Origin of the sequence: Sporichthya brevicatena, assembly GCF_039525035.1 — a bacterium.
Lineage (GTDB): Bacteria > Actinomycetota > Actinomycetes > Sporichthyales > Sporichthyaceae > Sporichthya > Sporichthya brevicatena.
In genome coordinates this window covers 1-20190 of the sequence record NZ_BAAAHE010000032.1, presented here as the reverse complement: position 1 = coordinate 20190, position 20190 = coordinate 1, and the positions used below count along the sequence as shown (strand labels likewise).

At 70.1% G+C, this 20190-nt stretch carries 9 protein-coding genes; 4 read left to right on the top strand and 5 right to left on the bottom strand.

Translation table 11 applies throughout. The features are described 5' to 3' along the window. Positions 1 to 60: 60 nt before the first annotated feature. The gene (locus ABD401_RS17665) at positions 61 to 3159 is read left to right on the top strand and encodes a DEAD/DEAH box helicase (protein ID WP_344607178.1); all 3099 of its coding nucleotides are present in this window, start codon (positions 61 to 63) and stop codon (positions 3157 to 3159) included. 149 nt (positions 3160 to 3308) lie between these two features. Next, positions 3309 to 6662 (top strand): DEAD/DEAH box helicase, encoded by a 3354-nt coding sequence (locus ABD401_RS17660; RefSeq protein WP_344607128.1) that lies wholly within the window; start codon positions 3309 to 3311, stop codon positions 6660 to 6662. A gap of 199 nt (positions 6663 to 6861) precedes the next feature. On the opposite strand, the gene ABD401_RS17655 is transcribed toward ABD401_RS17660, so the two are convergent. Together ABD401_RS17655 and ABD401_RS17650 are read right to left on the bottom strand one after the other, a co-directional pair. Next, positions 6862 to 8043, bottom strand: a complete 1182-nt coding sequence (locus tag ABD401_RS17655) for an McrC family protein (protein WP_344607126.1) — start codon at positions 8041 to 8043, stop codon at positions 6862 to 6864. Continuing rightward, complete coding sequence (locus ABD401_RS17650; RefSeq protein WP_344607177.1) at positions 8040 to 9854, bottom strand: McrB family protein; 1815 nt, start codon at positions 9852 to 9854, stop codon at positions 8040 to 8042. The genes ABD401_RS17655 and ABD401_RS17650 overlap by 4 nt, the downstream gene beginning before the upstream one ends. A 196-nt stretch (positions 9855 to 10050) precedes the next feature. On the opposite strand from ABD401_RS17650, the gene ABD401_RS17645 reads away from it, so the two are divergent. Beyond that, positions 10051 to 12942 carry a helicase-related protein gene (locus ABD401_RS17645; RefSeq protein WP_344607124.1) on the top strand — a complete coding sequence of 964 codons (2892 nt, stop codon included), beginning with the start codon at positions 10051 to 10053 and terminating at the stop codon, positions 12940 to 12942. Continuing rightward, a complete protein-coding gene (locus tag ABD401_RS17640) occupies positions 12942 to 17705 on the top strand; it encodes a class I SAM-dependent DNA methyltransferase (protein WP_344607122.1) in 4764 nt (1587 codons plus the stop codon). Before ABD401_RS17645 ends, ABD401_RS17640 begins: the two co-directional genes overlap by 1 nt. Before the next feature lie 294 nt (positions 17706 to 17999). Here the strand turns inward: ABD401_RS17640 and ABD401_RS17635 are convergent, their stop codons facing one another. The 3 genes from ABD401_RS17635 to ABD401_RS17625 form a co-directional block, all read right to left on the bottom strand. Beyond that, a complete protein-coding gene (locus ABD401_RS17635) occupies positions 18000 to 18419 on the bottom strand; it encodes a hypothetical protein (RefSeq protein WP_344607120.1) in 420 nt (139 codons plus the stop codon). A gap of 152 nt (positions 18420 to 18571) precedes the next feature. After that, the gene (locus tag ABD401_RS17630; protein WP_344607118.1) at positions 18572 to 18727 is read right to left on the bottom strand and encodes a hypothetical protein; all 156 of its coding nucleotides are present in this window, start codon (positions 18725 to 18727) and stop codon (positions 18572 to 18574) included. Positions 18728 to 18752: 25 nt separating this feature from the next. Then, positions 18753 to 20190, bottom strand: a 1438-nt coding sequence (locus ABD401_RS17625) for a deaminase (RefSeq protein ID WP_344607116.1), incomplete at its 5' end; no start/stop codon positions are given.

Below are 20190 nucleotides of genomic sequence, written 5' to 3'. Positions count from 1 at the left end.
CAGGCCCTCGCGTGGCGGGTTGGGTTCGCCGCGGGTTCGCGGCAAAGTCGGAGCGTGAGTTTGGAGCCGGGCCTTTACGACAGGTTGCTCACCCAGCGCCTCCGTGCGGTCGTCGCCGATCTCCAACAGGGTGGCGTGCACATCGAGGTGGACGCGGTCGCGGACGTCGAGCTCGCGCGCGTCTTGGCACGTCATGTCGGGGACGTCCTCGCAGCGCGGCTGCGGGAGCTGAGTCCGGAGGAGGCCACCGCTCTCGCGAACGAGATTCTGCGCGCGGTCGGGAGGACGGCGGACGAGGCTGTGCCCACGCCGGCGCAGGTGCTGCGGGCGGTGGTCCGCGGCCTGCCCGGCAGCGCGATCCCGTACCCGGAGATCCCGCTGGGCCAGTCCGACCTTCTCGTCAACGGGCGGGACGAGCCGCACCTGGCGCGGGCGATTACCGGGGAGATCCCGTCGGCGGACCGCATTGATGTCCTGCTCGCGTTCATCAAGTGGAGCGGACTGCGGCTGTTCGGCCAGGAACTCAAGGCCGCGATCGACCGCGGCGCCGAGGTGCGGGTCCTCACCACCACCTACCTCGGATCCACCGAGCGCCGTGCGCTGGACTTCCTCGCCGACATCGGCGCGCAAATCGCGGTCAGCTACGAGAGCCGGTCGACCCGACTACACGCCAAAGCCTGGCTGTTCACCCGGAATTCCGGCTATCACACGGCGTATGTGGGGTCTTCGAACCTGTCGATCTCGGCGATGGTGGATGGCCAGGAGTGGAACGTGCGCCTGTCCAGCGTCGAGACACCGCATCTGATCGAGAAGTTCCGGGCCACGATCGATTCGTATTGGGCTGATCGCTTCCACGGGTTCGAGCCGTACGACCCCGCCCGCGACGGCGACCGATTCGACGAGGCGATCCACGCGGCCGGCGGTTCGACCGGGTCGCTGAGCTTCATTGTTCCCTCGATTGAGGTTCGGCCGTATCCGTTCCAGCAGGAAATCCTCGAAGCGCTCGACGTCGAGCGCGAGGTCCACGGGCGCTGGCGCAATTTAGTCGTGGCCGCCACCGGCACCGGAAAGACGGTCATCGCCGCGCTCGACTACCGGCGCCTGCGCGGCACGGAGCGGTTCGGTGCCGACCCCTCCCTGCTGTTCATCGCGCATCGTCGGGAAATCCTGGAGCAAAGTCAGCGGACGTTCGCGACCGTACTCGGCGACGGCGCGTTCGGTGAGCAGTTCTTGGGGGGAGCGCGGCCTCGGCAATGGCGGCACGTGTTCGCGTCCGTGCAGTCGCTGGCGCGGGTTGACCTCAGCCAACTGGAACCGGGCGCATTCGACATCGTGATCGTCGACGAGTTTCACCACAGCGAGGCCGCGACCTACACGCGGCTGCTGCAGCACCTCCAGCCCAAGCTCTTGCTGGGGATGACCGCAACACCCGAGCGTGCCGACGGCAAGGACGTGACCCACTGGTTCGGCGGGCACATTGCGGCCGAGCTTCGCCTGTGGGAGGCGCTGGAACGCGATTTGCTCTGCCCGTTCCACTACTTCGGTGTTCACGACATGACCGACCTCAAGGACATCGATTGGCGGGCTGGACGCTATGACCTAGCGCAGTTGGACTCCGTCATCAGCGGGGACACGGTGCGTGCTCGGATCGCGCTCAATGCCGTAGCGGACAAAGTGCCCGACCCGCGGCGGATGCGAGCGCTGGGCTTCTGCGTGAGTCGCGCTCACGCCCACTTCATGGCGAAGTTCTTCGCCGACTCGGGCATCCCGGCGTTGGCGGTGGACGCCGAGACCCGAGAAGCCGACCGAACCGAAGCGTTGCGACAGTTGCGCGATCGGGAGATCAACGTCGTCTTTGCCGTCGACCTCTTCAATGAGGGCGTCGACATTCCGGCGGTCGACACCGTGCTGATGCTGCGGCCGACGGAGAGCGCGACCGTGTTCCTGCAGCAGCTGGGGCGTGGGCTGCGTCGGGCAGACGGCAAAGATGTGTTGACCGTCATCGACCTCGTCGGGTTCCAGCACCGCAAGTTCCGCTTCGACCTGCGGTACCGCGCGCTGACGGGCGTGAGCCGTGCCGGATTGGCGCACGCTGTCGAGCACGGGTTCCCCTACCTCCCACCCGGGTGCCACATCGAGCTCGACCGGCAGGCGCAGGAGGCCATCCTGCAGAACTTGCGGGACCAACTACGGCCGAATGTGTCCGGGCTGGCACGGGAGGTCGCCTCCTACGGCGACGTGTCGTTGCGGGAGTACCTCGAGGAGTCCGGGCGGGAGCTCGTGGACCTCTATAGCGGGGCAGGGAACCGAAGCTGGACGGCGCTGCGCCGGCGGGCGGGGTTGCCGACTCCGCCCGCGGGTCCGGCGGAGGAAGCGCTGCTGCGTCGGCTGTCTGCGCTGTTGTGCGTGGACGACAAGGAGCGGATCCAGAGCTACCGGACGTTGCTGCGCGGTGCGCGGTCTGCGGGGGCCGCTGCCTCCGAACGGGAGCTGCGCCTGGCGCGCATGCTGTTCTTCACGTTCTGGCCCGTTGGCGGTGGGTTCCCGAGTTACGACGCGGCGTTCGCCCAACTTCGCGCCGAGAACCCGGCGGTGTGTGCGGAGGCGTTGGAGCTGCTCGACTTGGCCGAGGAGCGGATCGCGCATGTGCCATTGCACTTGGTGGAGCCGGCGCTCGCGGATGTCCCGTTGCAGATGCATGCCCGATACACGCGGGAGGAAATGCTCGCCGGGGTGGGTCAGGTGCGAATTGACGGCCCGAAGCCACACGTCGACCGGTCCGGGGTGCGGTGGGTCGAGGCGATTAGGTCCGATGTCCTTAATATCACGGTGCGAAAGAACGAAGCGGAGTATTCACCGACGACGATGTACCGGGACTACGCGATGTCCCCGTCCCTGTTCCACTGGGAGTCCCAGTCCACCACGAGCGCCGACTCGCCGACCGGACGGCGCTACGTGCACCACCAGGAGCAGGGATCGTCAGTGCTGCTGTTCGTCCGCGAGACGAAGACCAACGAGACGGGTAGCACCCCCTACCTGTTCCTCGGCCCTGCCACCTACGTCAGCAGCGAGGGCTCCCGGCCGATCTCCATCGTCTGGCGGTTGAGGCACGACATGCCAGCGGACTTCTACCAGGGGGTGCGGCTGCTCTCGGCTTGACCCCGCGGCCGTGAGGGGTCGGGATCCACGGTGCCCGGCGGTCGACCGAATCGGGCAGGTCTAGATCTTTACGACGGTGCGGATCGAAACACGGATGCGCCGCGTCGAAGGTCCGGATCCACCTGCAGCACCGGACGGAGGAGAGCGGATTGTCGGACTCAGGCCGAACGTCGATCGGCTCGACCGCCCCGGACAATCCGGAACTGCTTCCCCTGACCGTGCTGCACGCGGTGCGGGTGGTCCTGCGTGGCGCGGAGATGCCGATGCCGGCTCTCCTCGAAGCTCTGGCCGCGAAGGGCTGGCGAGACGTTGAGGCCGAGCAGCTGGTCGCCCTGCTGGACCGGCACGGCGGCGAGTTCGTCCACGACGGGGGCCGGTGGTCGCTGCGCCAGACCGCAGTGCCCCGCGCCCGCGCCGCCACCTCGCCGCCGAACCCGCCCACAGAGCCGGCGGTGAAGCCCGCCACCCCCGCCGTCGCCACCACGGTCGCAGCCCCACCGGTGCCACGGCCGGTGCGGCCCGCGCTCCTGAAGCTCCCGGAACCCCCGGGCCCGGTTCCCGCGCCGACGGCGGCACCGACGGCGGCACCGACGGCTGCGGCGCGGTGGAGGGAGATTGCCGGCGAGATGTCCAGCGCCCTGCGCGAGGAACTCGCGGCGGCACAACGGCTGCGGACCACCACCGACGTCGAGCTGGCCAACGGCCGGGTAATCGGGCGCACGCCGAACCGCCTCGTGATGCGTTTCGACTTGCGCGGCGACGTGCGGGTCACGGACTCCATGCCCGTCCAGGTCCGCCTGCGGGAGCAGTGGTTCACGGCGGACGTCGTGACCGCCGAAAGCGCCACGGTTACCCTGTCCCTCCCGCCGGACGCCCCCGCGCTTCCGGAGGGGGTGCTGCGCCACGACGCGACCTATCTGCTCACCCTGCAGAAGGAGCGCCTGGCCGAGCTTCGCCAGGGCGCCCAGCATTTTCATGTGGAGGCCGCGCTCGCCGTCGTCGACCCGGACGTCGCGCCGGCTGAGCAGCCCCCCGAGGTCGCTGGGCTCCGCGCAGACGTGGGTGCGCTCAACACTGCGCAGCAGCGGGCCGTGGCGAACAGCGTCCGCCCCGGCGTGAGCTGGATCTGGGGCCCGCCCGGCACCGGCAAAACCACGACCGTGGCAGCGCTCGTAGAGATCCTGCGCGCCCAGCGCCGTCGCGTGCTCGTCGTGTCAAACACCAACGCCGCGGTGGACGCCGTGCTCGGCGGCTGGTTGCGGACACGGCGACAGGGCACGCCGCCCCGGGAGGCGGAGGTGGTCCGCATCGGGGCGCCCTCGCAACCCGAGATCGAAGGCCAGACTCCGCCGATCACCCTCGACGAACTGCTCGCCCGTCGGGGCGAACCGATCGCCCGGGAACTCGCCAACGCACGTCAGCAGATTAGGGACCTTCGCCGCGAGCGGGCCGAGCACCGCAAGGCGATCGCGAAGGCCGCCGCCGAGCAGCGGCGTGCGAAGGAGCTGGAGGCGTCCACGCGCCTCCTGCACCGTGACGTTGCGCAGGCACGCGACGTCTTCCAGGTCGCCGGGCGCGCCGTCGACGGGGCCGCGGCGGCCCTCGAACGCGCGCGCCGCCGCGGGGAGGCGTCGGCGATCCGTGCCGCGGAGGATGTGCTCGCCCTCCGGCGCCAGGCGCACGCGGAGGCCGAGGACCGGCTGGCGCGTGCGGAGACGACCTTGCGGTCCGCGCTCGCCGGGCGCACGTTCGTCGGTGAGTCGCCGGCGCAGCTGACGGCCCGACAGGCGCGGATTGACGACATCGAAGCCGCACTGGGGGAGTGGCAGGCGCTCGTGGAGGAGCTGGACGCCCAGCTCGACGACGTGCGTCGCGCCATCGTGCGCGAGGCCCGCGTGGTCTTCGCGACCGTCCACCGCTGCTACCTGCAGGACCTGCGGGCTGAGCGGTTCGACGTCGTCGTCATCGACGAGGCTTCGATGGTCTCGCTCCCGCTTGCCGGCCTTGCCGCCGGACTCGGGGACGGGCACACGGTGCTCGCCGGGGACTTCCGTCAGCTTGGCCCCATCGCCCAGGCGGACTCGGAGACCGTGGTGCGCTGGCTCCAGCGCAGCCCGTTCGAGGCTGCGGGCTTCGCCGAGCGGCTCGCCGACGGCGCCGACATGCCCCGGCTGGTGATGCTCGACGAGCAGCACCGCATGCGCCCGGAGATTGCGGAGGTCGTCAGCCACGCGTTCTACGGCGGTGCGCTGCGCACCGCGCCGACGGTGCTCGCCCGACCGCGGCCGGCCGAGCTGGCGGACGTGCTGGGCGAGATTGCGATCACGGTCGTGGACACCTCGGCCCTGCGAGCGTGGGTGGGCCGCGAGGGAGGGCTGCGGTCCCGGTACAACCTCATGCACGCGCAGGTGGCGGCGGCCATGTGCGCAGAGGTTCCGGACTCGCTCACGCTCGGCCTGATCGCGCCGTATGCGCCCCAGGCGCGGATCCTCGGCGACGCCGTCGGGGGCGAGCACCGGGCGGACGCCGCGACCGTGCACCGGTTCCAGGGCGGTGAGCGGGCGGTCATCGTCTACGACACGACCGAAGGCCAAGGCGTCTCGGTCCACCGTCGGTGGCTACGCGAGGCGGCGCTCGACACCGAAGGTGCGCGTCTGCTCAACGTCGCGATCTCACGGGCACAGGAAGGGCTGGTCGTCCTCGTCGACCTGCCGCGCGTGCGCGCCGCCCTGGTGCCGGGGACGGCCGGCCAGGAGGCGTTCGAGGCGCTGCTGCGCCGCGGCCGCATTGTGTCGGCACTGGACGTGTTGGACCGGCCGGGATCGCCGGCCCGGCCGCTGACCGGGCTCGACGCCCACGACGCGGTGCTGGAAGCGATCGAGGCGGCGCAGCAGCGGGTGCGGCTGTGGATGTCCGGGTACGGGAGCGGGCATGGTTTCGCGGGCGCGATCGACCTCCTCGCCGAGGCCGCGGGCCGCCTTGACGTCACGGTGTGGATGCCGCCGCCGGGCGATGCCCGCCAGCTGGCGGCGGTCCGGCGACTGCGTGAGGGCGGGGCGACGGTGCGGACGGTCCGCTCCTCCGCCCGGGAAAACCTGCTCGTTGCCGACGACCTGCTGATCGTCGGCGCCGATCCGTTGCTCGTACGCACCACGGCCCAGTCGGCGGTCCGGACGGGCGACCCGCGCCTGGCGGACGCGGCCCTGCGCGTTGTGGCCCGCCGCCGGGTGAACTCGGCTCCGGGTGAGGGGGACGAGCCGGAGTCCTGCCCCACCTGCCGCGAGCCGCTGACCCGCGTCGAGCGGTGGCTGGTCAGGGTCCGCGACTACCGCGTCTGGACGCAGTGCCTCAGCTGTGACGCCGCCCGCGGCCCCATCGCGCGCGAACGGGCTGTCGCCGTCCCCGCCGCGAACGAGTCCGGGGTGGTGGGCCGGAACGCCGCGTTGATCTGTCCCGCGTGCGGTGCCGTCCCCACGATCACAGGTCGCTGTGCTTGCAGCTGAGACCCGTTCCGGGGCTCCGCCCGGTCCTACGCGTTGGTGAGGTTGAGCTTCCCGGCCGGTGGGAGTGTCTCGTCCGTCCTTCGGCGCGGGAGGCTGGAAGACGCACGCTGCCAAGCAGGTCCCGGATATCGACGTTGGCGCCGTCCGCATCGGCGCAGTGGCGGAGGGTTGGGGGCGGCGGAAGCGTCGCGTGACTGGCCTACCCGTCGCCAGCTACCGCGTCGGCGATGTCCGTCACCTGCGCGAGCAGCTCCGGGACCGGGCGCGCCAGGTCCAGCGCGTGGCGACGGATGGTGACCGAGACATTCCGGACGACCACGTCGTCCGGTGCCGAGCCGCCCTCCGCATACACGAGGTGCCCGACGGGGACGTTCAACGCCGTGCAGTACGCGAGCAGCTGGTACACGTCCGCGTAGGGATATCCGGAGGGGCTCTCGCTCTTGTACTTCGCGTCCACCACGGCCTGCGGGCGGCCGTCCGGCCCGTAGCGGACCAGGTCAGGTTGCACTGCGATGCGTCGGGCGACGTCGAGCGGGTGAGCCACGTCCTGCGGCACGCACCGGCCGCCGTGGCGGGCCAGTGCCTCGGTGAGGGCGACGGTCACGAAGTCCTCGAACACCGCGTTCATGTTGACCAGGAATCCGCTTGCGTGCACGCCGCGGTCGCGCACGTCGACCGAGCGTGCCCGCAGCACCATGCGGGCCAGCGTGAGCGCGGGCAGGTAGCGGGCGTTCAGCCGCGACGGCGGCGTGGGTGGCAACGGCTGGCCCGGGACGAGCCGGCTGACCTCGGCCAGGTGCCCCACCAACGTCCGCAGTCGCCGCACCGCGGGCGCCGGCAGCCGTGGCACCCGGATGAGCCGCTCGGCCGCGGTGCGCAGCAGCCGGTTCTCCGCGATGTCGGCGTCGTACTCGTCGTAGCGGACCTCCAGCGGGACTGCCAGGCCGGCCCGGCGCCGCAGCTGGTCGGCCTCCCGCAGCCGTCCGCGCATGACGAGCTGCGCGGATTCCTCGACGCGGTAGCCCTGCAGCAGGCCGCGCTCGAGCGCCTTCTCGGCCTGCCGGACGAACACCTGCGCCATCGCCGGCCACAGGTCGGGCTGGTGTTCCAGCCCGACCGGGTCGTCCCGCCAGATCCGCGGGTCCTGGGCGTAGCCGAGCAGGAACATCAGTCGGGCCACGGAGATCCGGGGCCGGATGCGGACCTCGACACCGGCGACGTGCAGCACGCCGACGTAGGAACTGGCCGTGACCGTCCACGTGCCCGGTGCCCAGCCCGGGGTCAGGGTGACCGCCTTGGTCTCGGTCAACGCCCGGGCCTGCGCGGCGTCGATCCCGGTGGCCTCCGCCGACGACCAGGCGCTGAGGCAGACCGTCGTCACGCCGACGGGTCCGTCCGGTGGGCACCGCCCATCCGTTCCCGGAGCGCGTCGAGCCCGAACTCGGCGTCGATGTCGCGGCCCTCGCCGAAGTAGTGCTCGGCCAGCAACGGCAGGATCCCGGTGCGCCAGATGCGTTCCAGCCCGCCGGGCAGGCCGACCCGGGGGGTCATCAGATACGACGGGCCGACGGCGAAATCAGGGTCGCCGATCGCGTCGTTCAGGGCGTTCAGCAGCGCCGCAGGTTCGGGGGGCAACCGGTGACGGGTGAGCCACTTCGTGAGCACGCCGTCGACCGGGGCCTCGGTGGGGAAGAGCCCCTGGAAGTAGAAGCGGCGCCGCATCGCCGCGTCGACCAACGCGATCGAGCGGTCGGCGGTGTTCATCGTGCCGATCAGGTAGAGGTTCTTCGGCAGCGCGAAGGACTCGTCGGAGTACTGCAACGACACCGACGTGTTGCGGTACTCCAGCAGGAAGTACAGCTCGCCGAACACCTTGGCGAGGTTGGCACGGTTGATCTCGTCGATGATCAGCACGAACGGGACCGTCGGGTTCGCCGCGGCCCGCGCGGCCATGCGTCGCAGCGGGCCGGGGACCAGCTCGAAGGCGACCCCGCCGGAACCGTCGGGGTCCAGCCGCGGCCGCAGGCCCTCGAAGAAGTCCTCGTAGGCGTAGGACGGGTGGAACTGGACGAGGTCGTACTCGCCGCCGGCCGCCTCGACCAACGCCTTGCACAGTTGCTGCGCCAGGTAGGTCTTGCCGGTGCCCGGCGGTCCGTAGAGCACGATCTGACGCTTCTCGTTGAGCAGCTCGACGGTCTCGGTCAGCCAGTCCAGGGGGAGCAGCAGCTGCTCGGCGAGCTCCTCGTCGGGTGTCGGGACCACCGCGTCGATACGGAGAAGTTCCGACGTCGCGTCGACCTCCACGCCGCCGAGTCGGGCGAACTCCGCGAAGTGGTCCGTCAGGTCCGAGAGCGTCATCTGGCCGCGCAGCGAGTCGGCCGCGTCGGGCGGCAGGTCGGACACGAGGAAGGGGTTAGCGGCGTTGCGCCACCTCACCGGGCGGCGCCGCGGCGTCAGCGGGTCCCCGGTGTACAGGGGGTCGCCGGTGATCTCGCCGACGTACACGTTCGGTCGGGCGAGGGTGGCCACGAGGTCGCCTGGTCGCATGACGTTGTGGAAGCGGTCGAGCACCCCGGTGGCGAGGCCACGGCTGACCGGACTGTCGTCGGGGGTGCTCTCCTTCACCAGGGCGGCGATCCCGGCCCGGGTGGTCCCCGGCGGGATCTCGGGGACGTCACGCCAGCCGATGGAGCAGAAGCCCTCGGCGAACCACTGCGGGAGCACGCTGACCCCGTCCACGTTGGCGCCGCGAATCAGCCATGCGCGGCGCTGCCGAGTCCGGTCAGCGGCCTCCAGACGCACGGCCTCGGCGTCCGCCGCCTCCTCGGCGGCGTCGTACGTCGCGGGCACGTGGTTCTGCTGCCATTTTTTGTAACCGACCCGCGAGGCGGCCTCGAAAGCATCCGGGTCGGTGTAGGTGGCGTACGCCCCGCGTCCGCTGTCGGTGAGCCGCCACACGCCCTTGTGCTTGACGAGCCAGCCGGCCTTGACGGAGCTGATGGTCGCGAAGCGTTGCATCTTCGGGTAGCGGCGAGCACCCGGGCTGCTGGGGTAGTCGGCATTCTCGAACGCGGTCGGCGGACACAGCGCCTCGGCGCGTGCACAAGCCTCCTTGGCGTCGAGTCCGTCGGGATGGTCGAGCAGAGCGGCGAAGATCGCGCGCTGAATCTCGCCTAAGCGGCGCCGCGTCACTTCGGCCAAGGCTGACCTCCCTGAGCTGGACAGTGCTCGCGATCTTCCCACTGGCCAGGCGCTGCTGGCCCGCGGCGGGTCGCCGATTCGCCGCACTGGGCGGGCCAGCTCGACCCGGGGATCGAGATTCCCTAAGTTGATCGGCGGGGCTTCCACGGACACGCCGAGCCCTGGACAGGACCACGTAAGGGGGGCCGTGACCTTGACAGTGCAGGACGAGTTCCGTGCCGCCCCTGGCTCCATCGTCCAGGTCCGCGACGAGGAGTGGCTGGTCACCGAGGTCGTCCGCGACGGTGACGGGTGGGTGGTGCACTGCCAGGGCCTCACCGAGCTGGTCCGGGACACCAGCGCGATCTTCGCCACCGTGCTCGACGAGGTCGTGGTCCTCGACCCGGCCGACGCCACCGTGGTCGCCGACACCTCCCCGAGCTACACCCGCTCCCGGCTGTGGCTGGAGGCGATGCTCCGCAAGTCGCCGGTCCCGCTGACCGACCCTGAGCTGTCCGTCGCCACCCGCGGCCTGTCAGACGCGCTCGGTTACCAGCAGGAGGCCGTCCGCAAGGCCCTCGACCCGTCCAACCTGCGCCCCCGCATCCTGCTCGCCGACGCCGTCGGCCTGGGCAAGACGATCGAGATCGGCATGATCCTCGCCGAGCTGGTCCGCCGCGGCCGCGGTGAACGCATCCTCGTCGTCACCCCACGGCACGTCCTCGAGCAGATGCAGGGCGAGCTGTGGAACCGGTTCGCGCTGCCGTTCGTGCGCCTGGACTCCACCGGCATCCAACGGATCCGTCAGAAGCTCCCCGCGAACCGCAACCCGTTCACCTACTACAAGCGCGTCATCATCTCCATCGACACCCTCAAGGCCGACCGCTACCTCGCCCACCTGCAGAAGCAGCGCTGGGACGCCGTGGTCATCGACGAGTCCCACAACGTCACCAACGCCGCCGCGCAGAACAACCGCCTGGCGCGCCTGCTGGCCGCCCGCACCGACGCCCTCATCCTCGCCTCGGCGACCCCGCACAACGGCAAGAAGGAGTCCTTCGCCGAACTCGTCCGCATGCTCGACCCCAGCGCCGTCCGGCCCGACGGCGAACTCGTCGAGAGCGAGGTCCAACGCCTCGTCATCCGCCGCCACCGCCACTCGCCCGAGGTCGCGCAGGTCGTCGGCAGCGACTGGGCCGAGCGCCTCGAACCCCGCAACATCCTCGTCGACGCCTCACCCGCCGAGAACGCCGTCGCCGAGGAACTCGAACAGGTGTGGCTGCACCCCGAGTCGGGCCGCTCGCCCTACTCCGGCAGCAACGCCGCCCTGTTCCCGTGGACACTCGCCAAGGCCTTCCTGTCCTCACCGGCGGCGTTGCGGGAGACCATCAAGGAACGCACCCGCCGCCTGGCCAAAGACCCCGACCCGGCGGCCGAACGCGAGATCGCCGCCCTCGCAAACCTTGACGCCCTTGCGGCGAAGGCCGACGGCTCCTCGGCGAAGTACGACCGACTCGTGCAATACCTACGGGAGATCGGCGTCGGCCCGGGGGAGAGCATGCGCGCGGTCGTTTTCGCCGAGCGCGTGCCCACGCTCAAGTGGCTGACCGCCGCCCTGCGCAAGGACCTCAAACTCGGCGCCGAGTCGGTCGTGCTGATGCACGGCGGCCTCACCGACGACGAGCAGCAGCGCATCGTCGACTCCTTCAAGCAGTCCTCGTCCGCCATCCGCGTCCTCGTCACCGGCGACGTCGCCTCGGAGGGCGTGAACCTGCACAGCCAGTGCCACCACCTGATCCACTTCGACATCCCGTGGTCGCTCATCCGCATCGAGCAGCGCAACGGCCGCATCGACCGCTACGGGCAGAAGCACCGCCCCCAGATCACCACCCTGCTGCTGCACCCGACCACCGAACGGTTCGCCGGCGACATCCGCGTGCTGACCAAACTCGTCGACAAGGAACACGAGGCCCACACCGCGCTCGGCGACGTCGCCTCCCTCATGGGCAAGTACGACGTCGACGCCGAGGAGGACGTCATCCGCAAGGTCCTCGCCGGGCAGGCGAAGCTCGACGACGAGATCGCCCCGGTCGAGACCGTCGCCGCGCAACCCACCGTCGCCGGGATCATGGCCCGCCTCAAGTCGGCCGCGGCCGCCGCCCCGGCCGCGCCCCCACCGACCGCGCCCATCGGCATCTTCCCCACCGAGCTCGACTTCCTCCGCACCGCCCTGCACGCCTTCATGCCCACCCCGGCCGCCACCGGCGAGAACGGCGTCGGCTGGCAGGAACACACCGGCCACGCCGTCGCGCAGTTCGCGCCGCCCGCCGACCTGCGTCAGCGCCTCGAGGTCCTCCCGCAGACCTACCTGGCCGAGCGTCGCGTGATGACCGAACTGAAACTCGCCACCAGCGTCCAACGCGGGCGCACCTCCCTCGCCGAGGCGCTCGCCGACGACAGCCCCTCGTCCTGGCCGGAGGCGCACTACCTCGCGCCCCTGCACCCCGTCCTGGAATGGGCCGCGGACCGGGCCCTGGCCCACCTCAACCGCAACGAGGTCTTCGCCGTCCGCAGCGACACCGACGACATCGTGGTCCTGCTGCAGGGCATGCTCACCAACGCCCGCGGCCACGTCGTCGCCGCGAACGCCCTGCTCGCCAGGTTCCCCAACCCCGAGAACCTCGACTTCGTCCTCGTCGAGCCGCACGCCCGCGCGGTCGACGGGCTCGCGGCCGCCGGATTCACCGGCGCCCCGGTCAACGCCGCCGACCTCACCGACGTGCACGTCCTCACCCGCTTCATCGCCCCCGCGGTTCGCGACGCGGACAAGCACCTGGAGACCTTGGTCGTCGAGGCGGACCGGGCCACCCGCGAACGCGTGCAGCAGTGGATCGACCGCACCGCCGGGTGGGAGGACGACGCCGCCGGCCTGACGCAACGTCAGGAGCTCAAGGAACGACGACGAGCCGTCGCCGACGAACGGCAGCTCGCCACCGCGATGCTGCCGGAGCGGCGGCTCGTGCGGCCGCTGCTCGTCGTCGTGCCGAAGGGCCTCGACCTCGACACGTTGACCGCCCGGGCGGGGCAGGACGGGGGAGCCTGATGGCGGGCAGCGACGCGATCCTCGTCGGCAACGACTGGATCTCCGAGCACTACTTCACCACCGAGTCGACGACGCAGTCCTTCCGCGCGAAGGTCGCCGCCCGACGCAAGGCGTGGGACGAGGCCAAGGAAGCAGGGGACACCCTCGGCGGGACGGTCCGGTCCCGGTTCGTCGAGCACCGGGGCTGGCTGTTGGACACGCTGGCCGGGCTCGCGAGCGCGGCGAGTGACGACGACCCGGTGCTGCTCGGCGCAGACGGGGCGCTGCCGGAGCTGTATGCCCGGATCGCCGAGGTCCTCGGCTACACCGGCCCCGCCGCGGTCGGTCTGAAGACCGAGGCGGTGGGCCCGGTGACCTGGGTCAGCGCACCCGGCATGACCGAGGGTGCGCCGCTGGTGCTGCTGCACGCGCGGGCCGTGACGGCGGTCGAGGCGCTGCTCGTCAAGGACGCCCCCACCCTCGCCACCCCCCACGTCCTCGACGACGGCACGGAGCTGACCTCCGCCGCCCGCGCGCTGTCCGCGCTGTTCGTCGCCGACGACGCCCCCGACTACGCCCTGGTGTTCGCCGGGCGGATCCTGCTCGTGGCCGAACGTGCCCGCTGGGCCGAGGGCCGCTGGCTCGCCGTCGACCTGCAGCTGGTCTGCGAACGCAACGAGGACAAGAAGGGCGGCGAGGTCGACCGCGCCCTGGCCTGCGTCGGTGCGGAGGCGCTCGCCCCCGACGCCGACGGGGCCATCTGGTGGACCGGGGTGCTGGAGGACTCGGTCAAGCACACCGTCGGGGTCTCGGCGGACCTGCGCGAGGGTGTGCGCCTGTCCATCGAGATCATCGCCAACGAGGTGCTGCGTCGGCGTGCCGCCGCCGGGCTGGATCCGTTGCCGGCCAGTGAGGCGCAGCCGTTGGCGAAGCAGTCGCTGCGGTTCCTCTACCGGATTCTCTTCCTCCTCTACGCCGAGGCGTCCCCGCAGTTCGGGGTACTGCCGGTGGGCTCGGTGGAGTACGAGCGCGGTTACAGCCTCGACCGGCTGCGTGACCTGACCCTGGTCGAGCTCGCCGATGAGCGTTCCCGGACCGGCACGCACCTGTATGACTCCCTGCACACCCTGTTCCGGCTGGTGGACCGCAGCACCGACGCCGCAGCCGCCGACGGGCAGGCGCCGGAGGGTCTGGAGTTCCGCAGCCTGCGCGCCGACCTGTTCAAGCCCGACGCCATCGCCCACATTGGCGCGGTCAAGCTCGGCAACGCCGCCCTGCAGCAGGTGCTGCGCCACCTGCTGCTGTCGAAGGAGGCGCGGGGCAAGGACCGGGGGTTCATCTCGTATGCCGAACTCGGCATCAACCAGCTCGGCGCGGTCTACGAGGGCCTCATGTCCTACACCGGGTTCTTCGCCACCGAGGACCTCTACGAGGTCGCCAAGGGCGGCGACTCGTCCAAGGGTTCGTGGGTCGTGCCGACCCACCGTGCCGAGGGGATCGACGAGGCCGACTTCGTGCGGGCCCGCAACCCGCAGACCGGTGAACTCGCGCCGGTGATCCACCGCGCCGGGACGTTCGTCTACCGCCTCGCCGGGCGCGAACGCCAACAGTCAGCCTCCTACTACACCCCCGAGGTCCTGACCCGGTTCGTCGTCTCCCAGGCCCTCGACGAACTGCTCGGCGACGCCGAGGAGAGCACCGTCCCGGCCGCGGACATCCTCGGCCTCACCGTGTGCGAACCGGCCCTGGGTTCCGGGGCGTTCGCGATCGAGGCCGTCCGCCAGCTCGCCGCCCGCTACCTGAAGCAGAGTCAGAAAGAGCTGGGGCGGCGGATCGACCCCGACGACTACCCGCGTGAACTCCAGCAGGTCAAGGCCGCCATCGCGCTGCACCAGGTCTACGGGGTGGACCTAAACGCCACCGCGGTCGAGCTCGCCGAGATCTCGCTGTGGCTCGACACCATGGTTGAAGGCCTCGACGCCCCCTGGTTCGGGCTGCACCTGCGCCGCGGCAACTCACTCATCGGGGCCCGCCGCGCGGTCTTCACCCGCGACGCCGTGGCCAAGAAGACCTGGTACTCCGACCAACCCACCGACGCGCCCCTGGCCGCGGCCCCCGGACTCGCCGCCGCTGCCACCGCGCGGCTCGACGCCATCGACCCTTCCGAGCTCGACCCCGCAGTGGACGGACGAGTGTTCCACTTCCTGCTGCCCGCAGCCGGGTGGGGCTCGGCCTGCGACGCCAAGGAGGCCAAGGACCTCGCCCTCGAGGCACTGGCGCGGCTCAAGGAATGGCGCCGCTCCATCGGGACCAAGCCCACCGCCAAACAGGCCGAGGCCCTGGTCGACCTGACCCGCCGCGCCGAGACGCTGTGGCGCCACGCGCTGCGCCGCCTCGCCGTCGCCGAGACCGAGATCCGCCGCGCCATCCCCGTCTGGGGCACCGATCCCGACGACCTCGCCGCGGCCGCCCCCGGAGCCGTGCAACGAGAAGAGATCGAAGAGGCGCTCGCCGATGCTGATGGCGCCTACCGCCGACTGCGCCGTGTCATGGACGCCTGGTGCGCCCTGTGGTTCTGGCCGCTGACCGACGCCCTCACGCTCGACACCGCAACCGGCGAACGGATCCAGCCGCCGAGCCTCGAGTCCTGGATCGACGCGCTGACCAAACTGATGGGCCACCACGCCGGCGGGCGAAAGACACCTGCCCCCGGGCAACTCGGCCTGGACTCCGCGGGCACCTGGGAGGCCCTCGCCGACGCCGAGGCTGCCGACCTCGCCTTCGCCGGCGCTGCCCCCGTCACCGACGTCCTCGCCGCCCACCCGTGGCTGGTCGTGTGCGAACGAATCGCCGCGCAACAGGGCTTCTTCCACTGGGAACTCGACTTCGCCCCCGTCTTCGCGCGCGGCGGCTTCGATCTCCAACTCGGCAATCCACCCTGGGTACGACCCAACGTCGAGGTCGACGCTCTGCTCGCCGAGGGCGATCCCTGGTGGGCGCTGGCGGTCAAACCGTCGGAATCCCTACGTGCAACGAAACGCGAGGTCACTCTCGGGCTGTCGGGCGTCCGCGACTTCGTCCTCGACGGCGTCACCGACACAGTCACCCTCGCCGCCGCGATCAGCGACTCGCAGCACTACCCGCACCTCGCAGGTCTACGCCCTGACCTGTACCGGTGCTTCATGGAACGCACCTGGCAGCACGCGTCCGGCCGCGGCGCCGTCGGGCTGATCCACCCCGAGACCCACTTCACCGACGAGAAGGCCGGGGTGCTCCGGGCGGCGACGTACGAGCGACTCCGCAGGCATTGGCAGTTCGTCAACGAGCTCGCTTTGTTCGACATCCACAACCTGGTCATCTATGGCGTCCACGTGTATGGAGCGGCGCGGGCCCCAGAGTTCCTTTCGGCGGCTGCTCTGTACCACCCGGACACCGTTGAGCGTTCTCTCTCGCAGGACGGGTCTGGTCCCGAACCCGGGTTGAAGGACGACGAGGGGAAGTGGGACCTGCGTCCGCACGCCGGGCGCATCACCCGCGTCACCGTGGAGACCCTGCAGACCTGGCACGACGCCCTCGAATCGTCCGACGTGCCCCTGCTGCACACCCGCATGGTGTACGCGGTGAACCGCTCCACCGCTTCCGTGCTCGACAAACTCGCCAAGGCACCGCGCGTCGGAGAACTGGGCCTGTCGTTCTGCCGAGGTTGGAACGAAACCACCGACCGGAAGAACGGTTACTTCGAGCTCTCGTGGGGCGCGCCGAGCTCGTGGGACGACGTGATCCTGCAGGGCCCGCACCTGTTCGTGGCCACGCCGCTGTACAAGACCCCGAACAAGACCATGTCGAACAACAAGGACTGGACCCCCACCGACTTCGAGGCCCTGCCCCCCGACGCCATCCCCGTCACCGCCTACAAGCCCGTGGGCGACCGGTACCGCTACGACTGCGGCTACACCGACTGGGGCGACAAGGACCACCCCATCCCCGCCCGCGACCACTACCGCTTGACGTGGCGCGCGATGGCTGCAAACACGGGAGAGCGAACGCTGATTGCGGCGATTACTCCACCGGGCGCGGCTCACGTACACACTGTTTCATCAGCGGGTTCGCCCAATCTGACGCCGCATCAACTACTAGCTGCCGCTGCCGGAGCTTCCTCGTTGCTGGCAGACCTCTCGGTGCGAACGACACCGAAGAGCGCCATCTCGATGGGCGTAATCGCACGGCTCCCCGACGTCTCCAATCACCCACTCAGTATCGAGCTCGTCGTCCGATCTGCACGCCTGAACTGCGTTACCGACGCGTACGCCGACCTCTGGTCCGAAGCGTTCGACGGCTCGTTCCGCTCCGTCCGCTGGACCCGCACCGACGACCTGAACCTCGGCCCCGAGCTCGGCGCCGTTGGCCCCGTGTGGGACCGGAACTCCCCGCTGAGGGTGGCCGCGCAGCGCCGCCAGGCGCTCGTCGAGATCGACGCCCTCGTCGCGCTCATGCTCGGCCTGACCGCCGACGAGCTGTGCACGATCTACCGGACGCAGTTCGCCGTCCTCTACGGCTACGACCGCAACAGCTACGTCTACGACGTCAACGGCCGCCTCGTCCCGAACGAGGTCCTCAAGGCCTGGCGCACCAAGGGCGACCGGATCACCCTCGAGGAGCGCACCGCCACCCACCCCGCCGGCACGACCTACGTTTACGACCCGCCCTTCCGCACCCTGGACCGCGAGGCCGACATGCGAACCGCCTACGCCCACTTCGTGGGACTTCAGTCGGAGCGCACTTGAAGGTGCAGAGCAACGCTGGCTGGAGGGCACGCGGCGCGGGGCCTGTCCGTTCATGGGGGTCCCGGCGTGGAGTGGCCCGACGAATGAGCGACACCTCGGTTGGAGTCGGACCCGCGCCGCATCGGCCCGGCCGCTGGACTGTCAGATGACCAAGCGCCGCGCGGCCCACGCTCCGAGTATTTGTTGACGGAACGGACGTGACCTGTGCCGACCACAGCTCGGCACCAGCCGAAGGAGCCCCTCCTAATCAACTCCACGAATCCCCACCCGGTGCGGCGGATGGGCAAGGACCAGTCACAGCGAATCGGCTCGAGCACGGAGGCGTCGGTAATCTTCCGCGGGATCGACTTCGTCGAATGCATGCATCCGGAAAATATCTGGGCTTGCGGTCCAGTCGATCTCCCACTGCGCATGCCACAGCGATCCCTGTTGCATGAAAACGGGGTAAGCGTGCATCTCGGGGAACTGATCCGCAGTGATGTCCAGGATCAAGTCCTCGCGGGTGAGCCAGGCGTGGGTTCGATACTCGGGGTCGTAGCGCGCCGCGCTTACGAGGAGCCACTCGCCGTGCCCGCAGTCGCGGAGGTACTGGCCCAGTAGTTCGCTGGCGTCGCCGCAGGACCCGTTTGGGAAATCAGCCAAGGCTGGGAGAGTCAGGCCGGGGGTCTGCAGTAGCGCCGCCCTGAAGTGGGAAGCCGTTGCCCGGACGTCCACCGACCTTGTCACCTCGGACGGGTTGTGGTTCCCACGGCCACCGGTTGTGGCCTGAGCGGCGCCCGCCGCCGGAGGGCCTGCTTCCAAGGCCAGCAGGCTGGCTTGACGCCTGAAGTTGCGTTCTGGCTGCCGGACACCGTGACTCACACGAGTCAGCGGGCGCGAAGCACCTGCTCGGCTTCCTCTGCCGCTGCCCGGCTCGCCGCCCGGTGGGCGGCCTGCAGGGCCTCAGACCAGCTCGCCCGTTCCTGGCGGGCTTCCTTGATCAACTGGGCCCGCTGCTCGGCTCGGGTGTCCTTGTCGCTCATCGGGGATCGCCTTTCCATTTGGTCATCATGCATGCTCGGGGTCGCTCGGGCCAGGAAGCGTCGCTGTGGTGTTGTCGTCGAGTTCGGCGATCTCGTCCAATTCGGCCTGCAGCACGGCGGCGTCGGTGACGACGGTCCCCACGCCCGGGACGGCGGTGGCTTGATCCCAGCTCCGTACCGTCCCGTCGTGCCCCTTGCGTTCGCTGACGTCGACGAAAAGCGCCTGGAAGCGCCGGGGAGCGACGCCGACGAAGGGGACGAAGGTCGTTCGCGCTGCCTCCTCGTACATCTCGACTGCCCGGCTTTTCGGGTAAGGCTCCAGATACACGACGGGCCTGAGACCCAGATCGAGGACGTGTTTCGCGCACAGGTGGCAGCAGTAAGCGGTGACGCACATTGAGCAGTCGGTCACATCCACCCGTCGGCGGGTCGCGTCAAGTATCGCCGCCATCTCGGCGTGCACAGGCCGCTGAAACTCGATCAGGTCGCGCAGCGGTGAGACCTCCAACGCTTCTCTCGCGATACTGGTGCCGTTCTTGATGAGTCCTTTGGCGATTTTCGGCGCGAGCATGCCGGCCTCGGCCATGCCCCGCAGGGTCTGTTCGGCGAGTCGGATCACCTCGGTGGCGTTCGTGTCGTGCCCCTTGTCGGCGTCGGTCGCAGAGCCTCGTGGGACTTCGTTGCAACCCAAAGCGACGACCGCGCCGTCGCGGTCGACGATCGCAGCCCCGACCCTCCGTCCCAACGCGGTGGTCCGGGACTCGGCCATCTTGGCGAGGTGCATGCCGTATTCGTCATCGGTCGGCGTCTGCGCCTGGGGGTTTCCGAACAGCAGATCGAGGAACCGACGGATCTCTGCGGCGGCGTCCAGGCGTGGGGTCCGCAAGGCGGCCGGCTGCGTTGTGGAGCAGCCGACGAAAAGGTCGGCGAGCCAGTAGGTCTTCCCCACTGCCTGGCCGTGGGGCAGACCCTCCGCCTGATCGCGATCGAGCAGCGCCTCAGCACGGGAGTCAAGGTCGGGCGCGTTCGGCTCGTCGAGGCGCATGCGGCTGACCAGCGCCGAATGCCGTTCGGCGCGATCCATCAGAAAGCTGACCAAGACAAAGCGCTCGCCGTAGACCCGGCGCAACAACGCCACCTCGTGTGGACGCTTGAGCGAATCGAGCACGAACGCGATCCGATGGCGCAGGTCAGGCGTTGTCGGAGGGCTGTCCTTCGCTGTCGGGCCAGCCAACTCCCGGCGTTTGATGACAATCTCGGCGACCGCCAGGCGGGCGATCCGGGCAGGGTCGTTCGAATGGAGGCACAGATCGTTGGCCTTCGTGACCAACCGATCGATCCTCCTGTCCTCCGGCTCGTCGGCAGGAACTCCGCCGTCATCCACGAGGCTGCTGAGCCGAATTGAATCGCCCCGGGTCTGGTGGAGGCTCTCATTCCAGGAAGGATGAGAGTCGTGGCAGCAC

Excerpts from the sequence above, each read along its gene's own strand:
- ABD401_RS17630 (WP_344607118.1), bottom strand. The coding sequence starts at position 18,727 with ATGAGCGACAAGGACACCCGAGCCGAGCAGCGGGCCCAGTTGATCAAG.
- ABD401_RS17640 (WP_344607122.1), top strand. The coding sequence starts at position 12,942 with ATGGCGGGCAGCGACGCGATCCTCGTCGGCAACGACTGGATCTCCGAG.